At 48.5% G+C, this 26,790-nt stretch carries 20 protein-coding genes; 12 read left to right on the forward strand and 8 right to left on the reverse strand.

Going from position 1 to position 26,790, the window contains the following annotated elements; genetic code table 11:
* Nucleotides 1-228 (forward strand): transposase (locus tag JMX98_RS01725; protein ID WP_201584116.1); only part of this gene is annotated, 228 nt, incomplete at its 5' end.
* A 4-nt stretch (nt 229-232) separates the two neighbouring features.
* Entirely contained in the window at nt 233-415 is a 183-nt protein-coding gene (locus JMX98_RS01730; RefSeq protein ID WP_201584117.1) for a hypothetical protein, read from the forward strand.
* A 120-nt stretch (nt 416-535) separates the two neighbouring features.
* Here JMX98_RS01730 and glyA read toward each other — a convergent pair whose 3' ends face one another.
* The 3 genes from glyA to JMX98_RS01745 all read right to left on the reverse strand — a co-directional run bounded on the left by glyA (nt 536) and on the right by JMX98_RS01745 (nt 4,058).
* Nucleotides 536-1,792, reverse strand: coding sequence for a serine hydroxymethyltransferase (gene glyA, locus JMX98_RS01735; protein ID WP_075101749.1), 1,257 nt, complete (start codon nt 1,790-1,792; stop codon nt 536-538).
* Between the two features lie 308 nt (nt 1,793-2,100).
* Complete coding sequence (locus tag JMX98_RS01740) at nt 2,101-2,622, reverse strand: chorismate--pyruvate lyase family protein (RefSeq protein WP_201584118.1); 522 nt, start codon at nt 2,620-2,622, stop codon at nt 2,101-2,103.
* Between the two features lie 56 nt (nt 2,623-2,678).
* On the reverse strand, nt 2,679-4,058 hold the full coding sequence (locus JMX98_RS01745; RefSeq protein WP_201584531.1) for a GNAT family N-acetyltransferase: 1,380 nt from the start codon (nt 4,056-4,058) through the stop codon (nt 2,679-2,681).
* 969 nt (nt 4,059-5,027) lie between these two features.
* Between JMX98_RS01745 and JMX98_RS01750 the strand changes: the two genes are divergently transcribed.
* On the forward strand, nt 5,028-7,247 hold the full coding sequence (locus JMX98_RS01750) for an NADP-dependent isocitrate dehydrogenase (RefSeq protein ID WP_201584120.1): 2,220 nt from the start codon (nt 5,028-5,030) through the stop codon (nt 7,245-7,247).
* 181 nt (nt 7,248-7,428) lie between these two features.
* Here JMX98_RS01750 and icd read toward each other — a convergent pair whose 3' ends face one another.
* A complete protein-coding gene (gene icd, locus JMX98_RS01755; protein WP_201584122.1) occupies nt 7,429-8,688 on the reverse strand; it encodes an NADP-dependent isocitrate dehydrogenase in 1,260 nt (419 codons plus the stop codon).
* A 507-nt stretch (nt 8,689-9,195) separates the two neighbouring features.
* On the opposite strand from icd, the gene JMX98_RS01760 reads away from it, so the two are divergent.
* Both JMX98_RS01760 and JMX98_RS01765 read left to right on the forward strand, forming a co-directional pair.
* A complete protein-coding gene (locus JMX98_RS01760; RefSeq protein WP_201584124.1) occupies nt 9,196-9,828 on the forward strand; it encodes a pseudouridine synthase in 633 nt (210 codons plus the stop codon).
* Nucleotides 9,829-9,938: 110 nt separating this feature from the next.
* On the forward strand, nt 9,939-10,808 hold the full coding sequence (locus tag JMX98_RS01765) for a DUF305 domain-containing protein (protein ID WP_201584127.1): 870 nt from the start codon (nt 9,939-9,941) through the stop codon (nt 10,806-10,808).
* 114 nt (nt 10,809-10,922) lie between these two features.
* On the opposite strand, the gene JMX98_RS01770 is transcribed toward JMX98_RS01765, so the two are convergent.
* Entirely contained in the window at nt 10,923-12,935 is a 2,013-nt protein-coding gene (locus tag JMX98_RS01770; protein ID WP_201584130.1) for a M61 family metallopeptidase, read from the reverse strand.
* A gap of 345 nt (nt 12,936-13,280) precedes the next feature.
* Between JMX98_RS01770 and JMX98_RS01775 the strand changes: the two genes are divergently transcribed.
* Nucleotides 13,281-13,766 (forward strand): FKBP-type peptidyl-prolyl cis-trans isomerase, encoded by a 486-nt coding sequence (locus tag JMX98_RS01775; RefSeq protein ID WP_075101756.1) that lies wholly within the window; start codon nt 13,281-13,283, stop codon nt 13,764-13,766.
* 541 nt (nt 13,767-14,307) lie between these two features.
* Here JMX98_RS01775 and JMX98_RS01780 read toward each other — a convergent pair.
* Nucleotides 14,308-16,524, reverse strand: a complete 2,217-nt coding sequence (locus JMX98_RS01780) for a carboxy terminal-processing peptidase (protein WP_201584133.1) — start codon at nt 16,522-16,524, stop codon at nt 14,308-14,310.
* Nucleotides 16,525-17,144: 620 nt separating this feature from the next.
* Between JMX98_RS01780 and nagZ the strand changes: the two genes are divergently transcribed.
* Nucleotides 17,145-18,227, forward strand: a complete 1,083-nt coding sequence (nagZ, locus tag JMX98_RS01785) for a beta-N-acetylhexosaminidase (RefSeq protein WP_201584136.1) — start codon at nt 17,145-17,147, stop codon at nt 18,225-18,227.
* 136 nt (nt 18,228-18,363) lie between these two features.
* Here the strand turns inward: nagZ and JMX98_RS01790 are convergent, their stop codons facing one another.
* Both JMX98_RS01790 and JMX98_RS01795 read right to left on the reverse strand, forming a co-directional pair.
* Complete coding sequence (locus tag JMX98_RS01790; RefSeq protein WP_201584138.1) at nt 18,364-19,962, reverse strand: OmpA family protein; 1,599 nt, start codon at nt 19,960-19,962, stop codon at nt 18,364-18,366.
* Nucleotides 19,963-20,282: 320 nt separating this feature from the next.
* Nucleotides 20,283-21,815 carry a hypothetical protein gene (locus JMX98_RS01795; protein ID WP_201584140.1) on the reverse strand — a complete coding sequence of 511 codons (1,533 nt, stop codon included), beginning with the start codon at nt 21,813-21,815 and terminating at the stop codon, nt 20,283-20,285.
* A 570-nt stretch (nt 21,816-22,385) separates the two neighbouring features.
* On the opposite strand from JMX98_RS01795, the gene JMX98_RS01800 reads away from it, so the two are divergent.
* The 5 genes from JMX98_RS01800 (at nt 22,386) to JMX98_RS01820 (ending at nt 26,786) form a co-directional block, all read left to right on the forward strand.
* Nucleotides 22,386-22,994, forward strand: coding sequence for a rhomboid family intramembrane serine protease (locus tag JMX98_RS01800; protein WP_075101761.1), 609 nt, complete (start codon nt 22,386-22,388; stop codon nt 22,992-22,994).
* A 108-nt stretch (nt 22,995-23,102) separates the two neighbouring features.
* Nucleotides 23,103-24,053: a metallophosphoesterase gene (locus JMX98_RS01805; RefSeq protein WP_201584142.1), complete on the forward strand. Its 951-nt coding sequence runs from the start codon at nt 23,103-23,105 to the stop codon at nt 24,051-24,053.
* A gap of 149 nt (nt 24,054-24,202) precedes the next feature.
* Nucleotides 24,203-24,757, forward strand: coding sequence for a 5-(carboxyamino)imidazole ribonucleotide mutase (gene purE / locus JMX98_RS01810; RefSeq protein WP_201584144.1), 555 nt, complete (start codon nt 24,203-24,205; stop codon nt 24,755-24,757).
* A gap of 212 nt (nt 24,758-24,969) precedes the next feature.
* Nucleotides 24,970-26,337, forward strand: coding sequence for a 5-(carboxyamino)imidazole ribonucleotide synthase (locus JMX98_RS01815; protein ID WP_201584146.1), 1,368 nt, complete (start codon nt 24,970-24,972; stop codon nt 26,335-26,337).
* Complete coding sequence (locus JMX98_RS01820; RefSeq protein ID WP_201584148.1) at nt 26,337-26,786, forward strand: YaiI/YqxD family protein; 450 nt, start codon at nt 26,337-26,339, stop codon at nt 26,784-26,786. The genes JMX98_RS01815 and JMX98_RS01820 overlap by 1 nt, the downstream gene beginning before the upstream one ends.
* The last annotated feature ends 4 nt before the right edge of the window (nt 26,787-26,790 follow it).

Raw genomic sequence — 26,790 nt, forward strand, 5'->3', positions numbered from 1 at the left:
AAATGCGTGATTGTCATGGATAACGCTCGGTTTCATAAAAGCAAACGTATTCAAAAGCTACTCAACAGACATGGCCATCGTATTCTTTGGCTACCACCGTACAGCCCTGATTTGAACCCTATCGAGATGAAGTGGGCACAGGCTAAGTTTCTGCGCCAAGGGTGGATGGAGAATAATTTACCTAAACTGTTTCATGATATGGGCTGTATCGATTTTATAAAGATTTAACTATATGTTGATATTTGCAGTGATTGTTGTGGTATCCGGTGCTCTGATTATCGGAGCACTATGGGGGCTTTATGGCCGCTTGCCAAGCTGGCTTGAGGGGAACTTATTGGCGGTCGCTGGCGGCGCGCTGGTGCAGCCGGCGGTGACTGACAGCGGGGTTTGGATTACCGCAGCTTTATACGTATAGACGGTTTAATTCGCATAAACTGACCACTTAAAAAATAAACGCCCGCGCAATAAAAAACCGCCTAGCCATTAAGCTAAGCGGTTTTTTTCAACCTAACTGTAAAAATCAAGCAATCGAAAATTACTGGTTTTTTTCGTAAACTGGTAACTCTTTACAGATAGCTTCTACTTTGCCGCGTACTTCAGCAGCGACTTTTTCGTCACCGCGGCTGTCTAGTACGTCACAGATCCAGCCTGCCAACTCGCCTGCTTGTGCTTCGTTAAAGCCGCGCGTGGTAATCGCTGGCGTACCGATACGGATACCAGAGGTAACAAATGGCGATTTTGGATCATTTGGTACGGCGTTTTTGTTCACAGTAATGTGGGCATCACCAAGCCATTTGTCCGCTTCTTTACCCGTCATTTCTTGCTTGACGAGGCTGATGAGCATCAAGTGGTTTTCAGTACCGCCAGAGATGATTTCATAGCCGCGCTCTTGGATGACTTTTGCCATCGCTTGGGCGTTTTTGACCACTTGCTGCTGATAGGTTTTAAAATTGTCTTCTAATGCTTCTTTAAAGCAAACCGCTTTTGCCGCGATGACGTGCATGAGCGGGCCGCCTTGGTTGCCTGGGAAGACAGCAGAGTTTAGTTTTTTCGCCAGCTTCTCATCACGCGCCAAGATCATACCTGAGCGCGGGCCACGTAGGGTCTTGTGCGTGGTGGTGGTGACCACATCTGCAAAGGGTACTGGGCTTGGGTAAACGCCGCCTGCAACCAGACCCGCCACGTGTGCCATATCAACCAGCAAGTACGCGCCCACTTCGTCGGCGATATCACGGAAACGCTGCCAATCAACGACTTGTGAATACGCTGAGAAGCCTGCGATGATCATCTTTGGCTTGTGCTCACGAGCCAGAGCATCAACTTGGTCATAATCGATCAGACCAGTGCCTTCGACGAGGCCATACTGTACGGCGTTGTAGTTCAGGCCTGAGAAGTTGATGTGCGCGCCGTGAGTCAAGTGACCACCAGCGTCTAGGCTCATGCCAAGTACGGTGTCATTGGCCTCTAGCAAAGCCAAAAATACAGCAGAGTTCGCTTGGCTACCAGAGTGCGGCTGGACGTTGACGTATTCTGCACCAAACAGCTCTTTTGCGCGGTCGATGGCCAATTGCTCGATTACATCGACGTGCTCACAGCCACCGTAGTAACGCTTGCCTGGATAGCCTTCCGCGTATTTGTTGGTTAGGTCGGTGCCTTGTGCTTCCATAACCGCTTGTGAGCAGTAGTTTTCTGAGGCAATAAGCTCGATGTGGTTTTCTTGACGCACGCTTTCGGCGGCCATGGCTTCTGCAAGTACTGGATCAAACTCTTTGATAGAAATATCTTTAAACATAATAATGTCCTAGGTAGTGGCTATCGTTAATGGTAGTGTTTATCGAAAAGAAGCGAGTAGCAAAAGGAGGTAAAACAGGCAAGCACAGGCAATTGGCCTGTCATTGACGTGTCTATATCGACAATCAAATCGACACGCAGGCGCCGATATCATCGCTAAAGTTTAAGTGTAACATGAAAATTTGTATGGTGAGCGCAAAAAAAACTCACGCTAAGCTGAACAAATTAAATGGCCTTATAACGCAAATAAATAGCCAATAAAATAAAGTATTTATCACGGTATATTTATATGCTTGGATATAAATTTTTCTATTCTCTGTTGCAGCCTATCTGTGATTGTCTATTTTGGCTGAACGCGGGCAAAAACGTCTCGCTGATCAGCAGCGTCCGCCCATACCAGTCATAACGCGTTTGCCGTTGCCAGCCTTTGGCCGTCTGTGAGATAAAACGCTGATTGGGCAACGTGCGACTGTGCTTAAATAACACATAACCGATGGGCGTACTCTTGAGCTGCTGCAAACGGCGGGCGCGGCCTTTGAGACTGGGCAACGGAAAGATGCTCTGTGCCTCGACCCACGGCAGCTCATCATTGCCATATAGGTACACCTCGCGTACCCACGCCAGCATCGGCCGATTTAGCTGCGCGCCTCGTACACCCAGCTGGCGCTTTTGTGCCAGTGTCAGCGCGCGATAGCCCTCAAAACTGCGCTCAACGCGCAAGGGCTGCCGAGCTTTTACCTCTAGTACAGCAGTCAAAGAGCCTTCGACATTGAGCCAAGCGTGTAGCTCGGCGGGCGGCGGTACAGGGCAAAACAGGTGGTTACTAGGCATAATAAGCGGCTAATGATGACGGATAAAAGACGGATAAAAAATAGATGAGAGCAGCACTAGCGACTGGCATCAGCGGGGGGCATATTATCAGCATTAAACGGTAAGGCGTCAAATGCTCGTCGGCGATACTCAGCCATATGCTCTCTATCTCTACGGCAAAAGTCCGCAATGGCTGGCACAAACCGCCCATCATAAACGCGGTGCAACGAATGAGTCGTCGTCGGTATAAAACCGCGAACCAGCTTATGCTCGCCTTGCGTCCCTGGATCAAAATAGCTCAAACCCTGCTCGATAGCAAACTCGATGCCTTGATAATAGCACAGCTCAAAATGCAAGCTGTCATAGTCCGCCAGTGCGCCCCAATAGCGACCGTATAAAGTCGCGTCTTTGCTATCGGGCTTATCGTACAAAAACAAACTACTGGCAATGATATCACCATGCACATCACGCGCTTGAGCCAGCATCAGGTGCTCAGGCATACTCGCGGCCAACGCCATAAAAAAATCTAACGTTAAATAAGGCTGCTGGCCGCGCACCGCATAGGTCATCACATAGCAATGATAAAAAGCGTGCCAGTCCTCCTCACAAATCGTATCCCCGCATTTACGCTGACAACGGATGCCTTGCTCGGTGACCTTGCGGCGCTCAGCGCGGATGGTCTTGCGCTTTTTGGCTCTTAATGTTGCCAAAAACGCCTCAAAATCTGCAAATGGCTGCGCATTTTTTAATAAGTCTTGGTTTTGCCACAAAAACTGACAGCCCTGACGCTCTAGTATCGGTATGTCGATGGCCACCGCTGCGCCGCCCTGCTCTTGCGCCGTCAGTGCACTCATGACATCGCTATCTGTCGGCATGGCGGCAGCTACAATATCGGCCAACTCAGGCGTGACAAACAGTCCATGCCAGCTTGATGCCCCCACTTGCTGAGCAATATCATCTACGCCTGCTAGGGCGGTCTTTATGATATCGGCACGCAGGCGCTCGCCATCAGCCAGCCAAAACCGCTGACCGGTAATCGGCGTATAAGGTACGCTACTGACCAGCCGCGGATAGTAGTCGACACCATAGCGCGCGTAGGCCTCTGCCCAAGCATGATCAAACACAAACTCACCGCGGTGATGACCCTTAATAAAGACTGGTAGCACCGCTATAGGATGCGTGACGGATACCTTGTCGCCTGCAGCTAATGCCGTATTGTCACCGTCAGAGTGTGCCTTGCTGTTTTTGATGTCAGCGGCGCTTGGCGGCGGTTGGTATCCCTCATCGACCTGATGGATCAAGACATATATCGGCAGCCAGCCTGCCTGCTCACCGATGGCGCCCGTGTCTGCCAGCGCTTGCCAAAAAGCAAAGGACATAAACGGCGTGTCTGGCGTTTGCCACTCTGCCATCTGCTGCCAGCTGGTATCACTCATCAGTGCGTATTTTAAACGTATGCTCATGGTCACTCTAGCCGCTCTATGTGTGTCAATGTTTTATTTAAGGCGTATATCAGTCAATCACTTATAAAAGACAGCCAAACATGGTGAGATGCCTGCTCGCGTCAAAACGACAGCAAATATCAGCCATCGCTGCGTTACCTAAAGCTTATCGCTGTATGTGACACAAAGATATACTTTAACCTAAAATAGCCTAGCAAATTTTTGCCGGTTTGCTGTCACAATTTGCAAAGCACACTCACCACTTTATAAAAACCACTGACAGTAAAGGCGCGGTTTTAGGGCGTGTCCTCATTTTAAAAATGGTGATAAAAATGAGATAAATCGCAGTCAAACAAGGAAAATAGCGCAGATAATATCGAGATATTAGTCAGCTATTTGACACCGTTTGGCCAGATTTGGCCATTTTTAGCCCATTTAGATGGCTATCGATTGAATTGAGGACACGCCCTAGAATGACACAGGGTTTGGATTTACTTAATTGATAACGGGTAAGCACCCATGAAATGACAGTAATCGCTGGGAAGGGATGATATAAAAGCGGATGACTGGTAGAATAACGCTGTTCTTAGCTTAATATAATTTTGGTGCATAGGACATAAGCGAAAATAGTATACTTAGTTCATGATATAGGATTGACACCGTATCGAATTTATAGTGGATCCTTTATAATATACTCTTAGCCATTTGCTTTTAGGTCGCTTTTTTTAGATGATGATATCATCATTGCAAGCGCCTTTTGAATAACAACCAATCAAAGCTAGCCACTACGGTTATAAAGGCTAGCCAACAGCAACAAGAAACTTAAGTAGCCTCAACCATTGCAAGAGACTACATATAATGTACGGGATCGAACCATAACGTTTGCTATTGCATAGTATTATTTAACGATATGTCGTTTAACGATTTGTAGCATTATATTTGAGCTTTATTATTCACTACAGCCTATAGGAATATTCTACTAATATGTCAAAAATTATTTATACAAAAACTGACGAAGCCCCAGCGCTGGCGACCTTATCATTCTTGCCGATTGTCAAAGCCTTTACCAATACAGCAGGCGTCTCTGTCGATATCAGCGATATCTCTGTGGCCGCGCGTGTGTTGGCCGAATTCCCTGAGTACCTCACTGAAGAGCAGCGCGTACCTGACAACCTCGCAGAGCTAGGTCGCCTAACCCAAGACCCAAATGCCAACATCATCAAACTGCCGAACATCAGTGCCTCAGTACAGCAGCTAAAAGCCGCTATCAAGGAATTACAAAGCAAAGGCTATGCCCTACCTGACTTCCCTGATGAGCCAAAAACTGAGGAAGAAGAAAACATCCGTAAGCGCTACGGCAAAGCACTAGGTAGCTCGGTCAACCCCGTACTGCGTGAAGGTAACTCTGATCGCCGCGCGCCAAAAGCGGTCAAAAACTACGCACGTAAGCATCCGCACTCAATGGGTGAGTGGAAACAGTGGTCAAGCACTCACGTCTCACACATGCACAGCGGCGACTTTTATGACGGCGAGCAATCGATGACCCTCGACAAGGCTCGTACCGTACGTATGGAGCTGTTGCTCGAAGATGGCACCACCAAAGTCCTAAAGCCAGAGATTGCTTTGTTGGACAAAGAAGTCATCGATCTGATGTTTATGAGCAAAAAAGCGCTACTTGAGTTTTATGAGCGCGAAATGGAAGACTGCCGCGAAGCAGGTATCTTATTTTCATTGCACGTAAAAGCCACGATGATGAAGGTCTCGCATCCAATCGTCTTCGGTCATGCGGTCAGAACGTATTATAAAGACGCTTTTCAAAAACATGGTGCGCTCTTTGATGAGTTAGGCATCAACGTCAATAACGGTATGGCATCACTTTACGAAAAAATCAAAGAGCTGCCAACCTCTCTACAAGAAGAGATCGAGCGCGACTTGCATGCTTGTCAAGTGCATCGTCCACGTCTGGCGATGGTTGACTCATCAAAAGGCATCACCAACTTCCACTCACCAAGCGATGTGATCGTCGATGCCTCAATGCCTGCGATGATTCGCTCAGGCGGTAAGATGTGGGGCGCAGATGGCAAAATGTATGACTGTAAAGCGGTCATGCCAGAGTCTACCTTTGCGCGTATTTATCAAGAAATGATCAACTTCTGCAAATGGCATGGCAACTTTGACCCAACCACCATGGGTACAGTACCAAACGTCGGCCTCATGGCTCAAAAAGCTGAAGAATACGGCTCACACGACAAGACCTTTGAGTCAAGCGACGCTGGTATCGCGCGTATCGTAGATGTGGATACTGGCGAAGTTCTCATGGAGCAAGCCGTCGAAAAAGGCGATATCTGGCGCATGTGTCAGACCAAAGATGCCCCGATCCAAGACTGGGTCAAACTGGCCGTACGCCGTGCTCGCGAGTCAGACACGCCAGTCGTCTTCTGGCTAGATCCATACCGTCCGCACGAAAACGAGCTGATCAAAAAAGTCAAAATGTACCTAAAAGACCATGACACCGATGGCCTACATATCGAGATCATGTCTCAGGTTCGCGCCATGCGTTATACCTTAGAGCGCGTCGCTCGCGGTCTAGACACCATCTCTGCTACTGGTAACATCTTGCGTGACTACTTAACAGATTTGTTCCCTATCTTAGAGCTCGGTACCAGTGCCAAGATGCTATCGGTCGTACCACTCATGAAAGGCGGCGGTTTGTTTGAGACAGGTGCAGGCGGTTCAGCACCAAAGCATGTCGAGCAGTTGGTAGAAGAAAACCACTTGCGCTGGGACTCACTAGGCGAGTTCTTAGCCTTGACCGAATCTTTGGAGCATTTGGCCAAAAACGACAACAATGCCAAAGCGCAAGTATTGGCAGACGCCCTCGATAAAGCCACAGAAAAACTGCTAATAAACAACAAGTCACCTTCGCGTAAGACAGGCGAGATTGACAACCGTGGCAGTCACTTCTACCTAGCGATGTACTGGGCAGAAGAGCTGGCGGCTCAAGACAACGATAGCGAGCTAAAAGCGCAGTTTACACCGCTGGCAGAACAACTACAGCGTGACGAAGCGGCCATCATCAAAGAGTTGAATGATGCCCAAGGCAAGTCGGTAGATATCAAAGGTTACTACTTAGCTGATGAAAAACTGGCTGAGCAAGTGATGCGTCCAAGCACGTTGTTCAACGAAGCGATCGCCTCATTATAATCTGATGCGCCGCTGATATGCCTGAGCGCTGGGCGTAAAGGAGGTATTTAAGCCTTTACGCCCACTTTTAGCATAAAAAAACACCCCTTAGATCTGAAATCTCAGGGGTGTTTTTTTGTTTATTTTTAGGGTGCGTCCTTATGTAAAGAGCATTGATTGAGTTGCAGACATGCCCCGACGCTTAAGCGTGCATGTGCTTGATAATGGCTTTACCAAACTCAGAAGTACTCAGCAAAATGGCATCTGGCATCAACCGCTCAAAATCATAGGTCACTGTCTTATTAGCGATAGCGCCTTGAATGCCGCTGATGATCAAATCAGCCGCTTCCGTCCAGCCCATGTCACGTAGCATCATCTCAGCTGATAAGATGAGCGACCCTGGGTTGACTTTGTTTTGTCCGGCGTATTTGGGTGCAGTACCATGCGTCGCTTCATAAACCGCGATTGCGCCGCCTTTATTGGCACCTGGTGCGATACCGATACCGCCCACTTCTGCTGCGAGGGCGTCGGATATATAATCGCCGTTTAGGTTGAGCGTTGCCACCACCGAATAATCAGCAGGGCGCATGAGGATTTGCTGCAAAAAGGCATCAGCGATGACGTCTTTTATGACGATGTCATTGCCTGTTTTTGGGTTTTTCATCGTCATCCAAGGCCCGCCATCCAATAGCTCGGCACCGAAGCGCTCGGCGGCAAGCTCATAGCCCCAATCCTTAAACGCGCCTTCGGTAAATTTCATGATATTGCCCTTGTGCACCAAGGTGACATTAGGCAAATCATTGTCGATGGCATACTGGATGGCCTTACGCACTAAGCGCTGCGAGCCTTCTTTTGAGACAGGTTTGATGCCGATACCGCAGTCATCATCGAAGCGAATCTTGGTGACGCCCATCTCTTCTTTTAAAAACTTAATGACCTTTTTAGCCTCATCACTGCCCGCCTTCCATTCGATGCCAGCATAGATATCTTCTGAGTTTTCGCGGAAGATCACCATGTCTGTCAGCTCGGGATGCTGCACTGGGCTTGGCACCCCTTCAAACCAGCGCACGGGGCGCTGGCACACATACAAGTCGAGCTCTTGGCGTACCGCGACGTTGAGCGAGCGAAAACCACCGCCCACTGGGGTCGTCAATGGCCCTTTGATACTGATGACATAGTCTTTTAAAATCTCCAGCGTCTCATTGGGCAAATAATCCCCATCGTATACTTTTGCCGCTTTTTCGCCGAGATAGGTTTCCATCCAAATGATGGATTTTTTGCCATGATAAGCCTTGTCTACTGCTGCATTGACGACCTTTATCATCACAGGCGTGATATCGACTCCGATACCATCACCCTCGACAAAAGGGATAATCGGATGATTGGGCACATTTAAAGACAAGTCAGCATTTACCGTGACTTTTTCGCCGTCTCTTGGGACGATCACTTTATTGTAGGACATGGGTAACACTCCTTAATGATTTAATTATGAGTTATTTAATTATATATCTTGGTCATTTATCGTAATTTTGCCAATCTGATGAGTAACGCCTTATGCCATTTACCATACTGCAAAACTTACCCAAACCATAGAGGACAAAAACACAATTGGCCCATAACGAGCATAATTATAAAGATAGTTTATACAGTATTAACAAATCAAAAGGCGTTATATGCTAGGGTTTTGATGAGACGTTACTGTATGCTGCTTCGCCATTTATCGTTTAAAATCGGATACGTGGCTATCAGATTATTTTTATACCGGATTGGCTATGGCGCCTATCGGGACATCAAAAATATAAAACCATAATAATAACATGGTATTTATTCGCTAATGGGACGGTGTTATAGTCGCAGCATTCAAAACCGATACCACATCAACGGTTACAAGCGGCAATCTTTATACTTGTTTTATACTTAATAGTGCCCTTTGACCGCTTTGTCAGTTTATTTTAGGAATGCTTACACCATGCCGAGCTCTAGTCTCATTTTGTTCAATAAGCCTTATGGGGTGCAAAGTCAGTTCCGTGACGACAGTAATAATGACCACGCCACCCTATCGCTATACTTTACCGATAAGTCGCTGCGAGTGGCGGGGCGGCTTGATGCAACCTCAGAGGGGCTACTGATCTTAACTAGTGATGGCCGCGTCAACAAAGCCATTACCCAGCCACCATCGGCGGCGAGCTTTGAAAAAGACAAGCATAAGCAAGGCAAGACCTATTTGGTGCAAGTCGAGGGGATCGCAACGCCTGCACAGCTACAGGCTCTGAGCAAAGGCGTGCACTTAAAGGACGGTAAAACTTTACCTGCGCTCGCCCAGATGGTCACAGAGGCGGATTTGCCAATAGCCTTATGGCCCCGCAACCCACCGATACGTGAGCGCAAAAACGTCCCAACGTCTTGGCTAATGCTGACCATCTACGAAGGCAAAAACCGCCAAGTCAGGCGTATGACCGCTCATGTAGGTCTGCCTTGTCTGCGTTTGATACGCTGGTCGGTTGCAGGGTTTGAGTTAGGCCGTTTGGGGGTCGGTGAGTTTGTCCGTATTCATCTAAATGACGAGCGCTGTCGACAATTAGGGATTGGGCACACGCTCTAAACATCATATCTCGAACTGGTAAGGTTTATCTGTTAAGATTCAGCACATTACGGATATTATCTCATCACTCGTCTGTTTTTATCATTGCCGCTTTATAATAGGAATATGTCATGATTGCTTCTCGTCGCTTTTCTTTGCTTGCCACCAGTATTGCTGCTGCGCTGATATTAAGTGCCTGTCAGCCGGCGACTGAGGATGAGGCGACGTCTAGCGATACCGCAACGCCGCCCGTGACCGACCTAGAGATCAATCCATCTGATGCGCAAACGGACGATGTGCTGGCTAAAGAAGATGCAGCAAACGAGACACAAATGACCGATATGCTCAGAGACTATACGAGGGCGATGACGCGTATGCACGATGAGATGATGATCGGTATGGGTTATAACGATCCTGATACCGCGTTTGCCAAAGCCATGCTTGGTCATCATCGCGGAGCGATCGAGATGGCAAAGACCCAGCTAAAATACGGGACAGATGATAGCATGCGGCAACTGGCGCAAAACGTCATTGATGCCCAGCAGCCAGAGATTGATACGTTAAATAAATGGCTTGCCAGCCATCCCGACACCGTCAAAACCAACCCGCACACAGAAGCCATGCAGCAGGCCTATGCCAGAAGCATGGATGTCTTACACGGTGATATGGTGCTTGGTATCGCCGACCCGCAGCCAGACATGGCGTTTGCTCGCGGTATGCTGCCGCATCATATCGGCGCGGTAGATATGGCCAACGTACAGCTCAAGTACGGCACTGATGAAGAGATGCGCCAGTTGGCACAAAGTATCATCGACACCCAGCAAGCTGAGATTGAGCTGATGCAAAAATGGATTGCAAGCCATAGCGCGGACGCCGCTGAGACAAATACCAATGCAGATGCGGACTCTACGACTGACGCGTCAGACGATCATGCTCAACCGTCTCAATCTCAGTCGTCTAAGGAGCCGGCTACAGCACCTGCCAAAGATGGTGAGTCGTAAATACACACAAACATACATAGTAAGCCAGCTGTGTCACCAAGCCTCTCTCTGGCGACACAGCGAACCGCCTTTAGCCTCTAATCTACTCTCAGACAACAAAAGGGCGACTTTAGCCTACCTATCTACCCACACATTTAACCATGTATGCCAGCCTGCTTGGGTCGGCGATGCCGCCTCATCACTGGGCGATGCGCTCGTGGGTGTTGCAAGATGCAAAGTGACTTTATAAGGGCAATCTTGATGGAGGCTGTCTTGATAAAGGCCATCTTGATCAATATCTGCCGCTGCATTTTTCTTCTCAGCGGCCGTTTTGGGTAATACGGTGACCGACATCAGCTCATCTCGGCGAAACAAATGACAGTCAATCTTGCGCGCAGACGTACTCAGAGACGATAGCTGTTTGGCATCAGCTTTGATACCATCGATGGCGACGATCACATCATGGGCGGAGATACCCGCACGCGCCGCTGCACTACCGCGCAGGACTCGATTGACTTTGAGGCCTGCTGGGGTGTCGCTACAGCGCATACCCCAAGGCATGTACTTGTCCGCCGTCTCCTTACTATTGACATGTAACTTGACACCATTGGCACTCAGCAATGTCTGTATCGGCAACGCCTCAACGCCATTGACGTAGCGGCGCTCAAAGTCCTGCCAGACATCAAGCGGCATGAACTGACTGATGACCGCGCCCATATCGGCACTGCTGATACCGATGCGCTTTTTGTCATTTTGCTTGGCCTGTCGATAAAATGCCTGTATCACATCAAACAAGCGATAGCGTCCCTTGGTTTTCTCTAGCAAAGTCAGATCCAAACAAAGCGCTACCAAGGCGCCTTTATTATAATAGCTGATACCTGCGTTACCTGTGTTTTCATCATTGCGATACAGCTTAATCCAAGCATCAAAGCTCGACTCAGCCACGCTCTGATATGCGCGCCCTGGCGTCTGGTAGTAGCGATTGATTTGCTCAGCCAGCAGCTTCAGATAGCTGGCTTTATCGATGACGCCTGATGCTTGCAGCATAAAGTCGTCCACATAGGAGGTAAAGCCCTCAAACACCCATAGCAAAGGCGTAAAGGCCTCCTTTCGTAAATCAACATTGAGCATCACATCAGGGCGCACCGTCTTGACCCACCATGCATGAAAGTACTCATGGCTACACAAGCCCAAAAAGCGCTGATAATCACTGCTGGGTATTTTTGGCTCATCGGCACTTGGCAGGTCGCGGCGCGGGGTGATCAGGCTGGTAGAATTGATATGCTCAAGCCCGCCATAGTCCTGCCCACTGGCAAAGGTCATAAAGGTATAATCTGCAAAAGGTGCATCGCCTAGCCAGTCTACATAGCTCTGACAGATCTGGGTGATGTCCTGCTGCAACCTGCCCATATTGCTGCTGTGCTTGCCTGACAGATAAAAGCGGTGACGTAGCGTCTGATGCGCGCTGTCTTGAATAATAAAATCAAACCTATCTTGCTCGGCAATCTCAAACGGATAGTCAATCAAGTCATGATAGCTGGGCATTTGTAGCGCAAAGCACAGCTGCCCCTCTAGCTGCAGCTCTGTGTAGTCCAGGCCTATCGCCAGACAAACACGCGCCTCATCCTTATCTGCCAAAAACGTTGCAGGAACGATAAGACTCACTTGCAGCTTTTGCTGCTCTTGCCCTTCAACAGCCAATGCAAGCGAGGTAAAGTTGCCATACAGTCGCTGCTGATCGACGTAGGCGGTACGCACCGACAGATCATAACAGTAGACCTCATAATGAACGCTGACGCTCTGCCCTGCCTTTATCTGCGGGAGCTGCCATGTGTGCTTGTCTATTTTTTGGCCACGATAAGGCTGTGACGACGTATCACGAGCTGTATCCTGCTCATCTAGCACCTGATAATGGACAGCGGTAATATTGCGAGCAAACTCGCGCATCAAGTAGCTGCCTGGTATCCACGCAGGTAGCCAAAGCTGCGGCGCATCAGTGCTGGCGGTAAAGCTCAGCGTCACATCCACCAAATGCTCAGCAAAACGGGAAAAATCAAAACGATAACGAATATCGATGTCTGCTGTACTCTGTACGTTGGCATCATAGTTGGCTGGCTGCTCATTGGTCTTTAAGGTAATCTGTGTCATTTTCTTGTCTCATTTTTATGGTTATCATTATGGTAGAAGCCCGACAGACAAAACGCAACTGGCAAACGTTTTATGCTGGAGCGTTCAGGCATCTGACGAGTCCATCCGTTTATATTTCAAAAAAATAGCTATTTAACGTGATTAATTGGCATTTTTTCTGTTTTTTGCCTTGAAAGTTATCAAAGCCATCTCAATTAAAGATGCTAACTGCTAAAGTTACTTTTATAAACCGAAATAAACTGATGATAATTGACTAATGACGTGGCTATTTGGCTGGCTGATTGGCTTTTTTAGGTTTATTGCAACCGTATTTAATTTTTTACATCGATATATTTAGGATATTTTATGACTACTATCGCAAAAGACACCGCCGTCACATTCAATTACACGCTAAAAGACGACGAAGGCAACATCCTTGACCAGTCACCAGAAGGTCAACCACTTGCCTATCTACATGGTCACAGCAATATCATCCCAGGTCTAGAAAAACAACTAGAAGGCAAATCTGCTGGCGAAAAAGTAAACGCTGTCGTAGAGCCTGCTGACGGCTACGGTGAGTACCAAGAGCAAGCGGTACAGCATGTGCCACGTGAAAATTTCCAAGGTGTCGACGATATCCAGCCTGGTATGCAGTTCCAGTCAGAAGCGGGCGGCCAAGTGATGCTAGTGACCGTCACGGCAGTAAACGACAAAGAAATCACTGTCGATGCCAACCATCCATTGGCTGGTAAGCGTTTGACGTTTGATGTTGAAATTCAAGAAGTGCGCGCTGCTACTGAAGACGAGCTAAACCACGGCCATGTACATGGCGCTGGTGGCGTTCAGCACTAATCGCTACTTGCATTTGGTAAGTAGTAAAAGGTTTGGTGGCTATGAGATAAATCAGCCAACTGGCCAACAGAGTCGACTCAATTGAGTCGGCTTTTTTTATTCCTGCTGCTTTGTGCCTGCTCGTTTATACGATGCTTTTGTGCGAGCAGCGTTGTGGGCAGCTGACCGAACCATGCTAGCACAAGTGTCATTGAGAGCGGCGCAATGGTTTACCACTAAATCGCCATCCTTTAGACGTAACAAAGCCGCATAACGACAAGCATTATGCGGCTTTTATCACTAACCATCCATGTTAATGTTATCAAATACCTAATCCCGGGGTATCTCATAACTGACAGGCATCCAGCCTTATCATCCCTAATCAGCAAACCACCTATCCCTGATGCGACCTTTAAGATACCAATCCCTAGTATCCATGAACCGTTCCGTTCAATCGTGCCGTACAGTTATAATCGCAGATTGCCCTATCGTTAGTAAGAGGTCGAAACGTCAATCGGTGTAAGCATATGCTTACATACTATTGTTGTTTCGATAGCACTCGTCATTTCTCTAGCACCTCTTTATGACTCAGCAGCTGCTTTGGTTCTGCGCTTAGCATGATATAGGCAGCTTCATTGATAAAGACTTCATCCTCTGGCAGCTCTGGGCGCTCATTGGCTTTCATCTGACTGCGCTCTTCAAACTTTGCATCCATCGCCGCTTGATAGGTATTCCAATCACTATAAGGCTTTTCGCCCGTTGCAATCAGACGCTTGTTTTCTGCCTCAAGCGAGCGTTTTTCGATCAGCTGCATCTTGGCGCGGCGGCTATTGATATCTAAGCGAATGGGTTTTTTCTCATCTTCCATATCACGGATATCATTGAGCGTTGAGAGATAGACGAACTGCGGGTTTTGCTGTTGGCGAATCTTGGATTGTTGATTGAGTGTCGCCAAGGTATCGCTGCTAAACTTGCCCTCAGGCTTGTACGGCGCTGTTTTGATGGTGTCCCAAGGCAAGGCTTTTTTCTGTGCGCGCTCACCAAAGGTCGCATCATCATAGATATTGACCAGCTCGATATCTGGGACGACGCCTTTGTTTTGCGTACTGCCGCCCGTCACACGATAAAACTTACGCTGGGTCAAGGTCGCTGTCCCAAGCGCTAGGCTATCAAGCTGGATTTGAGCAGAGCCTTTACCGGTGGTCGTACTACCAACGACCAGTCCGCGTCCGTAGTCTTGGATAGCGGCAGCAAAGATTTCGCTGGCCGAGGCAGATGCTAAGTTGGTCAGTACCACCATTTTGCCATCATACAGCTGCTCGCCGCCATCGTTGTCGCGGTAGACTTGGATGTTGCCACGGTTGTCACGAATCTGCACGAGCGGCCCGCTCTTGATAAAAAAGCCCAGCATCTTGGCCACTTCATCCAAAGAGCCGCCAGGGTTGTTGCGTAAATCCACCACAAGTCCATCGATATTTTCTTTATCAAGGGCTTTTAGCGCCTTTTCGGTATCGATGCTGACGCTGCGATAGTCTTCGCCATTGCGCCGTGCGCGATAATTGAGATAAAAACTTGGTATCTCAAGCACACCGATACGTTTGGGCGTTTTGTCAATATTAGGACGCTGTACTTCGACGACGCGCTGCTTGACGCCCGACTCTTCTTGTTGAATGATATCGCGCACCACCGTCACGGTGCGAGCACTTGAGTCTGGCGTATTGGGCTGGCGTAGTTTGAGAGTCACTGAGGTACCGCGCTTACCGCGAATCAAACTGACAATCTCTCGCGTCGACCAGCCGACCACATCGGTCATGTTTTTGCCGTCTTTGGCGATACCGACGATCAAATCATTGGGTTTTATCTGACCAGTTTTGGCTGCAGGGCCACCATCGACTAGCGTGACAATGCGCGTATAGTCTGGGTTTTTGCGATCTGGGCGAATCGATACACCGATGCCTTCTAGTTGCAAGCTTGACTGAATTTGCAGCTCAGTCGCTTGAATAGGCGCATAATAGTTGCTGTGTGGGTCATAGGTCAGCATCGCTGTATTTAAGATCGTCTCCATGATTTCATCGTCTTTGAGACGTTTAAACTGCTCTTGCTGACGTGTGAGACGTTTGAGTAATATCTCACTTGGTGTGCGTTTGTCATCACGGACGAGGTCTTGACCACGCGTGATATCGGGGTTGTTTAAAAACACCTGCTCTTTGGCTTTTTCGTCTTCTTGCCCCAAGGTGATGCTGATCAGCTGAAATTTTAGCTGGCGCGTCCAATAGTCACGTTGCTCTTTTTTGGTCTTAAAATGCCCAAGCTTTTCACGGTCTAAAACGATGGTCTCATCACCTGTCAAATCAATATCGGTCTTGAGCATTTTACTTGCCATGGCGAAGTACTCACTTGAGCGCTGGCGATAACGCTCAAATATCTCTACCCCCGCCGACAAATCTCCACGCTTGAGGCGTGCGCCAAACTCGTCGGCGTATTTTTTCTTAAACTCATCGACATCAGATTGCAAAAATAAGGTGTGATTGGGGTCTAGGCTATCGATATACATCGATAAAATCTCGCTACCCATTTTGCTATCGAGTGGCTGATTGAGATAATGACTCCGATCTAGCAAGGCGGCGACTTGGCGCGTGGTGACTTTTTGTTCAGGCGTCGGTACAAAGCCTTCGGTGCTGGTCTCTGCCACAGCAGTGCTATAGCTTTGGGTTAAAATAATACCGGCGATGCCCACTGACACTGCACTGAGTAACCACTGTGCTGGTTGTTTTTTCATCATATATACCTAGTTTTTTAAGTGAGTAATAATATCGTTATTGTAAAAATCCAGAAGGCTTTGCTCTGCTGCTATCTTGATACCCTCTCTGTTATTACAATCATTGGTATCGTAAATTGTAGTGATTATAATAGTTGACTACCTATACGGCATTCTATACAGAAGTGACCAGATAGCATTAAAATATCGTGAAAAATCAATCAATATTATCACGAGCATCTAGATAAAACTGTCTTAAACTGTATAAACAATCTTACACGCTACGCCGCTCTGTACCAAACTTTCTGTCATATTTATCGCAGTCCATCTTTGCGCTACTAGCGCTTTTTGTACATCGATGAGATCATTCATTAAACCCCATAAGCCCATCAATTTAAAGCCATTTATCTGGCGCATTATACGCCGTGCCTAATAACTGTCATAATAAGGCCATCTACACAATATACTAAGGCGTGTCTGTCGCGAGCCTAAGGAGCTTAAACGATGGGACTTAAACGGTACAGTCTTCACAAACACCGTCACCCACCTTAGTACTCCTTATTGTCAATTTTATTAAATAACAGTAACAGTCGCATTTTAAGATAACCACTTATCAAGTAATAACCAAAAAGGATAACGCAATGTATGGCGTTTTAATGATTGATATCGATAGTACTGCTCTGACCGCTGAAGATGTCAGCTTAATCAAACAAGCACAAGTCGGCGGTGTTATTTTGTTTGCCCGCAACGTCGCTGACGCCGCGCAAGTGCGCCAGCTGTGTGATGACATACGCTACCACAATCCTGATATCTTGATCGGCGTCGATCAAGAAGGTGGGCGCGTGGCACGACTACGCAACGGCTTTAGCCCTTTGCCAGCGATGGGCAAGCTGGGTGAGCGGTTTGAGCAAGATCCGGCGCAGGCGCTGAGCCTCGCTTATGACTGCGGTTATCTGATGGCGGCAGAGGTGCTGGCCGTGGGGATTGATTTGAGCTTTGCGCCTGTGCTTGATAGAGGCGGTATCAGCCAAGTCATCGGCGATCGCAGTTTTCATCAAGAGCCGCAAGCCATCATTGCCTTGGCCTCTCAGTTTATGCGCGGCATGAAAGCGGCTGGCATGGCGACCACAGGCAAACATTTCCCTGGGCACGGTGCCATCGCACCTGACTCACACGTGGCAGAAGCGATTGATAATCGCAGCTTGGATGAGATCATCAATAGTGACATGCAGCCTTTTGCCCAAACCCTGCCATGGCTCGATGCGCTGATGCCCGCCCATGTGATTTTTTCGCAAGTGGATAATAAGCCTGCAGGGTTTTCAAAGATTTGGCTACAAGACATCATCCGTGAGCAGTTAAAATTTGATGGCGTACTGTTTTCAGATGACTTGTCGATGGCCGGTGCGCAGGCGGCAGGCGATGTCAGTGCACGAGTAACAGCGGCCATCAACGCAGGCTGCGATATTGCTTTGGTCTGTAATGACCGTATCGCGGCTCATGAAGCCGCCCAAGCAGCGCAAGATCTGCCCTATCCTAACCAAAACCGTGTCAAATCTATGTCCGGCAAGATACCAGCATGGCAAGGCGATCTTGAGTCAACTTGTCAGCAGTTTGACTACTGGCAGCAAGCCAAGCAAAACGTGATGCAGGCGTTTTTTGCAGTGGCCGAAACACCTGCTAATCATTCTGCTAGTGACTCAATAGACCCCACCGCTTATAAATAATCGCAGCTCGTTTTTATCGCCATTTTTAAAATGAGGGCACGCCCTAGATTCAATACTTTGTCTTGTGATCATTGTATTTTTGACAAATAAAAACCGCTTCTTAATAAGAAGCGGTTTTTTTTGAGCACAGCTGATATTAGTTTGCTGGATCGATAGCGCTACCTTGGGTGACGTCATCACCATCTGGCAATAAGTCATCGTTGTTGCTATCTAGCGGGTTTAAGTCTGGATCAAGCGCATCGTTACTGATTGTCGTGCCTGCATCTGCACTTGCCACGTTGAACTCATCGTTCACCACAAACTCGATGCGGCGATTGCGGAAACGGCCTTGTTCAGTTGAGTTATCAGCAATTGGCTCTGACTCACCCATACCTTTGGTGGACAGTTTGCTGGCATCGACCCCTTGGGCGACTAAATACTCTTTGACAGCATCGGCGCGCTCTTGTGACAACTCGATATTGTAGTCGTCAGACGCTTGGCTATCTGTATGGCCGATAATCAGCAGCTCCATATCTGGTACTTCATTGATGATTGTGGCCGCGCGGTCCAGTAGCGCTTTGTTGGCATCAGGGATGATCGCTTTGTCTAATTCAAAATTAATCACTTGTATACTCAAGGCGCGCGCCACATCACGAGGGTCTGGATTGTCACCCAAGTTGGTCATAGCGGCATCAGCGGCCGTTAGACTGTCGTCAATCTCGCCTTGTAAGTCCAGTGGGCCTTCCGCTTGGACAGTTATGGCAGGCGCAGCCGCTTGTAAATCGGTCACTAGCTGTTGTAACGCCGCTTCGTCTGGGGCATTGACGGTGATGGTATCACCTTTGATGATCATGCTGGCGTTTGGCACGTTTTTGACGATGGGCAAAATAGAAGCAAGCTGAGCGGCGGCTGGCATATCGGTGGCAAAGTTATCATCGACGTCTGCGCGGCATTTATTGGCTTCATCGCCAAATGCGGCTGTCAGTGCATTCATCACTTTGCTTTGTAGGGTTTCGTCACCGGCATTCATACGGCAGGCATACAGCTCATTGTTTTCGCCTGTCGCGATACGCAGTGAAGCAGGCTCTACATCTGCGGCAACTGCCACTTGCTCATCGCTTGCTGCTTGTTGCTCACTAGCAACTGGTGTGGCAACAGGTTCAGGGTTTTCTTGACAGCCTCTGAGGAGCGCCCATGCCAGCGCCCCCAAAATGATCAAACCAATAATCGGTAGCAGCGCTTTCATAAAGCTGCCTTTTTCTTCTTCGGTATGTTGTAATGGCGCGGTGCTGGTGGTATCAGAGATACGAGTACCCGCCGCTGGAGTAGCCGCCAACACACCAGCTGGCAAGACCGTACTTGCCCATGCCGGAATATGATGCTGGTAACTGGCCAAATTATCACTTAAGAACTGCGGCACAGGCGTGGTACCTGCTAAGCTTTTAATTTCATGAAATGCGAGCGGCGCTGCCATCGCAATCAAGCCGCGAGCGGCGGTAGCATCGACATTGTGCTTGCCCGCCAGCTCACGCGAGATTTGATCGCGGTGAGCGCCTTCTGTCCAGACGCGGTCATAAAACCCTTGATCGTCACGGGCGATGTTTTCATTTGCAAAGCGTCCATAAGTATCATGATCAGCAAGACGCGCGGCAAAGATAGCATAAAACTGCTCAAGCAAGCTTTCTTTGGCTGGGCTGTGATCATCTCCTAGTACTGCAGGGCTGACGGTCCGTGTTAGATGACTGATAATATCCATTGGATAATTCCTCCGTTAATACGTATTTATATAATTACACTCTTCACAATGCTTTTTTTAACAACACTTTATAGGTTCACCGCTTTATAGGTTCAACTCATACATTCAACTTTTGTTATTATAAAAGTATTAAGTATCCGTTCACAATCAACAGGTTGTTGTGCAAATGCTACGTTAAGTAATGTTTCAGTTGAGACACGTAACTATCTCACCCTAAAGCCCGCCCAAATGCGACTGTCCGACAAAAGCTTAGAGAAAGACTTAAAGGAAAATACAGAGATAATTTTTTAGTAAAACGATCCATCTGTAGCCTCACATTGCTACCTGACTTGTACTGGCTCGGCGACGATCACACTACTTGCCATCTCATCTACCTCTGATAGCGAAATAGGGCCTGACGGCCTAGTTTGGTTGTTATTAGACGGTATATTGTTAGTCGGTATATTACTGTGCAAGTTATTAGGGGCGGTGTTGGGCATATCGGCAGATATACTGGCATTATTGTTGGGCGCAGGCATGACGCTATCGCCTGTTTCATCGTCTTCATCGTCTGCCGCCTGATATTCGCCAGCACCAGTAGCATTATTGGGGTATTGGTCATTGGGGTATACATCATTACTCAGACTATCAGCATCACCCAATTCACTGGTTGCCGCATTCGGGTTATCAGGTAAAGGGATGGGCGCGGTACTATCGATGACCATGGCTGGCACCAAAGCCCGCATCTCACTGAGCAAGCGCTGTAGCAGCATGGCATCTGGCGCTTCTAGCGTAAGTCGATCGTTTTGTAGATGCAAGCGGGCAAAGGGCGTGGACCTCAGCATCGTCAACACATTGGGCAATAGCTCTGCTGGTAGGTTGGCAATACTGTTGGCAACCCCTTGTTGTACAGTAAACTGACAAATCGCTGCCTGCTCGCCAAAGCTTGATCTGAGCGCTTGCTGTAGGGTGTTTTGTAGTGCTGTATCACCGACAATCGCGCTACAAGTGTATAGACTGCCACTATCGTCCACCCCTACGATAAGCTCAACAGGCGTCGGCGCGGCGACTGGTTCAGGCGCAGGCGGCACAGTCACAGACTCAGTGGCAACTGGCTCGGCTGGCGGCGCGCTATTGGGTTTTAGGACAAACGCCCATAAAGCAAGGCCAAGCGCAGCCACCGCCAACAACAACAAAAACACCCGCACCAACAAGTCACGGCGCAGGTTACGGCTGCGTACTCTTTCTTGCTTTAGACTGGTGTTTTTAGCCAGATGATGCGCCGCTGGACTGGCATGGATAGCGCTACCTGTTTTATCAAAATGCCCTTCAGAACCATGTGTATCATAGGCACGTGCATCAGAGTCATCGGTATCGTTTGGGTTAATAGGCGCATTGGTAGCCGTCTCAAAATTCGTTAAGCCGCCGCTGGCTGCTGCGGTGATGATAGGTGCTGACCATATCGGTAAATATTGGCGCAGCGCTGACGTCTGCTGCTGTAGAAATGCGGGCAAAAACTGACCATTTGCCAAGATCATAAGCTCGCGATAGACCAGCGGCGCGGCATTGATCAGTAGCTGTTTGGTCTCAGTTTCATCAATATGATGATCGGCCGCCAGCGCTTGTATCATCAATTGCTGTACGGCAGAGTCTGGCCATAGCTGCACAAAAAACGGACGCTCTACAGCCGCCTCTGTACTAATTGTCTCATCGCTACGCAATAGCTCAGAGTATATATCTGGCTGCGCCAAACGGGTAGCCAAAACCGCATAAAACTGCTCAAGCAAACTGATATAAGCCACGTTTTGGTGACTTGCCTGCTCACCTAAGACAGCTGGGGTCACGATTTGCTCTAGTTGATCGATGATACTCATAGATGACTGCCTCTATCGGCCATTGATGGAAATTTACAAAATGACAAGCTTATATTTTATTATGACTAGGGTTGACGCTATTGAAAAGCAGTATCGGTACAGAAAAAGTACTGGCTGTATGCTTTCAATAACAGCGCCAGTGTCGCAAAACCACGTCGACATTGATGACCTATCATGCCAGCTCAAACGCTACCTAATTCAGGTTTGACGGCTATCAATCATTGCATGGCTACATTATTCACCAGAAAAGCATAAAAACGCAGCGTTTTGTCACATAATAGGTTTTGGCATTGGCTCAACTACTGTTAATATTATGGCTTACCTCGGTGCTCGATCAGCGATAATTTGGTTCCCTATAAAACATAACACCACTAGCGCATGGCTGGGATAAATATGGCTTATGCTGAGATTACCTAGGCTTAAGTTACATAAAGATAAAGTGAGATAGCTTCAGCAGACAGAACACGTCCTAGTAACGATCGTCAGTTTTTATGCAGCCGTAACGCTTAGGCTTTGAACATTGTCATTTCTCGCATTGTCATACATCAGGCGCGGCCTAAGGATTTTTCTTTGTTAAACCATACCACTCTTATCATTATTATTACGGTTATCATCAGCTTGTTGGCATGGCAAAACAAACGCTTGTTTAACCGTTTTATTTTTTATCCGCCAGCGGTAAACAACGGACAGTGGGATCGTTTTGTGACGCATGGTTTTATCCATGCCGACAGCATGCATCTATTGTTTAACATGTTTACGCTGTATTTTTTTGGTCGCGCCATCGAAGGGCTGTACCAGCCGTTTTTGTTTGGGTATGGGTTTGTGGTGTTTTATGTGCTTGCCATTGTTATCGCTATGGTGCCAAGCTATCTAAAAAACAAAAACAATGCCAGCTATCTAAGTCTTGGCGCGTCAGGCGGGGTTTCAGCGGTGCTGTTTGCTTTTATCTTGCTGGCACCGTGGGAAAGCCTTTACTTATTTGCCATTGTTCCGATTCCGGCGATTTTGTTTGCAGTAGCATATGTGGCTTATAGTATTTATGCAGATAGGCGCGGCGGCTCAAACATCAATCATATGGCGCATATGTGGGGCGGCGCGTTTGGAGTGGTGGCCACGATTGTTTTAGAGCCGCGTGTCTTGCCGCACTTTATCAACGCGCTGCTGTCGCCAGGTTTTTAGAGCCGCTATGGCTGATAATGACCGATAGACAATCATCTCATTGATGGTTTGACTTTTTATGTATTGCGTTTTTATAAGCGCACAACCTCTCCTTTATGTTGTTTTATTATGATTATAGATGTTATCGGTGATATTCACGGCTACGCGGACAAGCTTGTCGGTTTGCTTAAACAGTTGGGTTATGTCCATAATGGTCAATACTTTGTGCCGCCAGAGGGCCATCGAGCGCTGTTTATTGGCGATTTGATGGATCGTGGGCCCCAGCAAGTGGCGACGTTGGAGATTGTGTTTGCCATGCTAGACGCTGATGTCGCCGACGCGGTGATGGGCAATCATGAGTATAACGCGCTGGCTTTTGCCACACCCGACCCAGACGTGCCTGGCGAGTATCTGCGCTCGCACGATGCGGTGCATACCCGTCAACACGAGGCGTTTTTGGCAGAGGTGCCTTTTGGCTCGGCGGCGCATCAGTATTGGCTTAAGCGTTTTTATGAGATTCCGTTGTGGCTCGAGACTGACTATGCCTGTTTTGTCCATGCTTGCTGGGATGTAGATAGCATGGCTGTGCTAAAGCCGTTGCTCACCGCAGATAATTGTCTGACGCCGCATGCGCTTGAGGTGACCTCGCGTGAGTTTAGTCCGGCCTTTGATGCGCTAGAGCGGGTGCTAAAAGGTGTGGAGACACCTTTGCCAGACGGCTTAGTGATGGTCGATAAAGAAGGCACGGAGCGCAAGCGGGTACGGGTACGCTGGTGGCTGGATGCGTTGAACCAGCGCACGCTGTATGAAGTTGCTCGCGCGCCCGCCTCGGCATTGGCGCAGATTCCTCAAGACGTCTTGGCTGATAATATCGATTTTGCCTTAAAAACCCACAAACCTGTGTTTGTCGGGCATTATTGGCTGACAGGTACGCCTGAGCCGCTCAGCGCGCAAGTCGCTTGCACAGATTATTCTGCCGCCGTAGACAGCGGCTATCTGACGTGCTATCAGCTTGATACGACCAAACCATTACCACTCACAGCAGATAGCTTTGTACAGTATCGTCACGATCAGCGCTAAGACTGCGTATGATGCGCGCTACCTGCTGACGCTTCTGTGTTCTGTGATGCCTGAGGGAATAAAAATGCGATAATATGGCGAAACCTCAATCTTGGCTTTACGAATGCGGCAAAACTTTTGTATGATGGTCTTTTTGAGGATATCGCATCATGAGCACCCAATCAGCTACGACTCAACCTAATCCTATCGCCTCTCCTGCTGGCCAGCCAAAAGTCGGCATCATTATGGGCTCACAATCTGATTGGGCCACCATGAGCGCCGCCGCCCAGCTACTGGCCGACTTTGATATTGCCTTTGATTGCGAAGTGGTCTCAGCGCACCGTACGCCTGATAGATTGTTTGACTACGCCAAGCGTGCAAAAGACAATGGCCTACAAGTGATTATCGCGGGTGCTGGCGGGGCGGCACATCTGCCTGGTATGTGTGCCAGCCAAACGCCGCTCCCTGTCTTTGGTGTACCGGTCAAGTCCTCTATGCTCAGCGGCTGGGACAGCCTACTCTCTATCGTACAGATGCCAAAAGGCGTGGCGGTCGGCACTCTCGCTATTGGGACGGCAGGGGCATATAACGCCGCTTTGCTGGCGATTCAAGTGTTGGCATTACATGACGAGGCGGTGGCCAGCAAGCTCGATACGCTGCGTCAAACGCAAACCGATACCATCCTTGCCAGCCCAACTCCAGGTATCATTAATCAATCTGCCTAGCTATTTATGGTATCTGGGCTGATGGTTATCATACGAAACAACCATGCAAAAACATGCAAAGCCAAGCGATCACTCATCTTAGCGCGTCTAGCGATTGTTTTAAAATGCGCGTTTAGCATGCGGGTTCACCCAAGAATAAGGTGCAGACATTGCGCCTTTTCCTATTTTAATACGCTCGTTTTCATCCATTATTTATTCAAAGAGTTACTATCATGACCACAGCCAATGCTTATCCTGTTACTCAAACTATCCGTACCATCGGTATCTTAGGTGGTGGTCAGCTGGGCATGATGCTCGCCCAAGCTGCGCTACCGCTCGGCTATCAATGCGTATTTTTAGAGGACAATGCGGACTGCCCAGCCAGCCTTTATGGTACGGTATTTTCAAGCGCGCAGCTCGATGACTTTATCGCAGCGGCCGATGTCTTTACCTTAGAGTTCGAAAACACGCCAACTGCCACGGTCGAAAAACTGGCCAGCCTCTCAACATCAGGCAACAAGCAAGGCATGTTTCCGCCGCCAGTGGCCTTAGATATTGCCCAAGATCGCTTAAAAGAAAAGCGGATGTTTAATGACTTAGCAATCGCCACGGTGCCTTTTCAAGAAGTCAGCTCTGAGGCTCAGTTAAAGCAGGCCTGCGATGAATTAGGGCTACCTATCGTTCTAAAGACCAGCCGCGGCGGTTATGACGGCAAAGGCCAGTATGTCATCAAACAAGACAGCGACATCACCAAAGCTTGGCACGACCTCAAAGACGCGGTCAGCGGTAAAGGCAGCCTAACGCCTACCCCAGCGCCGCTGATTGCCGAAGGTTTTATCAACTTTAGCCGCGAGGTATCTATCATTGCGGCTCGCGCCCAAGATGGTAGTGTGCGCTGTTATGATTTGGTCGAAAACCACCATCATCATGGCATTTTGGCCAAGACCCAAGCGCCTGCTGTCGGCACCAGCCATATCTTTAGCCAAGCCAAAGAAGCCATCACCACGATCATGAACCACTTAGGTTATGTAGGCGTGATGGCGCTTGAGCTGTTTGTCACCAAGGATGCGCGCGGTCATGACTATCTACTGGCCAATGAGATCGCGCCGCGGGTACACAACTCTGGGCATTGGAGCATCGAAGGGGCGATTACCAGTCAATTTGAAAACCATATCCGCGCGGTGGTCGATTTGCCATTAGGCGATACTGATAACGTCCATCCAGCGATTATGGTCAATGTGCTGGGTCAATACCCTAACATCAGCGACGTACTGGCTATCGATGGTGCCCATTATCACAGCTACCACAAGGCTGAACGCGACGATCGTAAAATCGCTCATATCACCTTGATGCCCAATGACGTCACTGACTTAGAGCCTTCGATGGCCAAGCTGGTCGCCAGCTTACCCAACAAAGTTGGTTTGGATAAAGAGTACGCTGCCGTCCAAAAGCCTCAAGAGCCTGCCAGTCCACAAACGAACAGCACCGCCCAAGACGCCAAGCCGTTCGATAGCAAGGCCGCGAACTACGCTGCGCCCCAATCGGTAGACCACCAAGTGGACAGTGAGGCGAAGGCACAACCCACACAGGCCAAAAAATAATGCAGATTTGGGTAGATGCAGATTCGGTACCATCCATTGCCAAAGACTTGATTATCAAGACTGCTGAGCGCACACGAACGGCGGCGATATTCGTCGCCAATCAGCCGATTAAACTGCGCCGCTCACCCCTGCTTACCATGACGGTGGTACCATCGGGGTTTGATAAAGCCGATGATTATATCGTTGAGCAAATACAGGCAGGCGATCTGGCCATCACCAGCGACATTCCTTTGGCCAATGATATTTTGGACAAAGGCGCGTTGGTGCTTACCACGCGCGGCATCATTTATAATAAAGAAAATATCAAGCAAAAGCTGAACATGCGTGACTTTATGGATACCATGCGCGGCACTGGCATCTTAGAGCCACAAGAGATGAGCGGACAAAAACCTTATGGCGAGCGTGACAAAAAAGCCTTTGCCGATGGTCTAAACAAGCTGGTACGCTGATCTT

This window comes from Psychrobacter sp. HII-4 (genome assembly GCF_904846595.1).
In the GTDB taxonomy this organism is placed as follows: Bacteria; Pseudomonadota; Gammaproteobacteria; order Pseudomonadales; family Moraxellaceae; genus Psychrobacter; species Psychrobacter celer.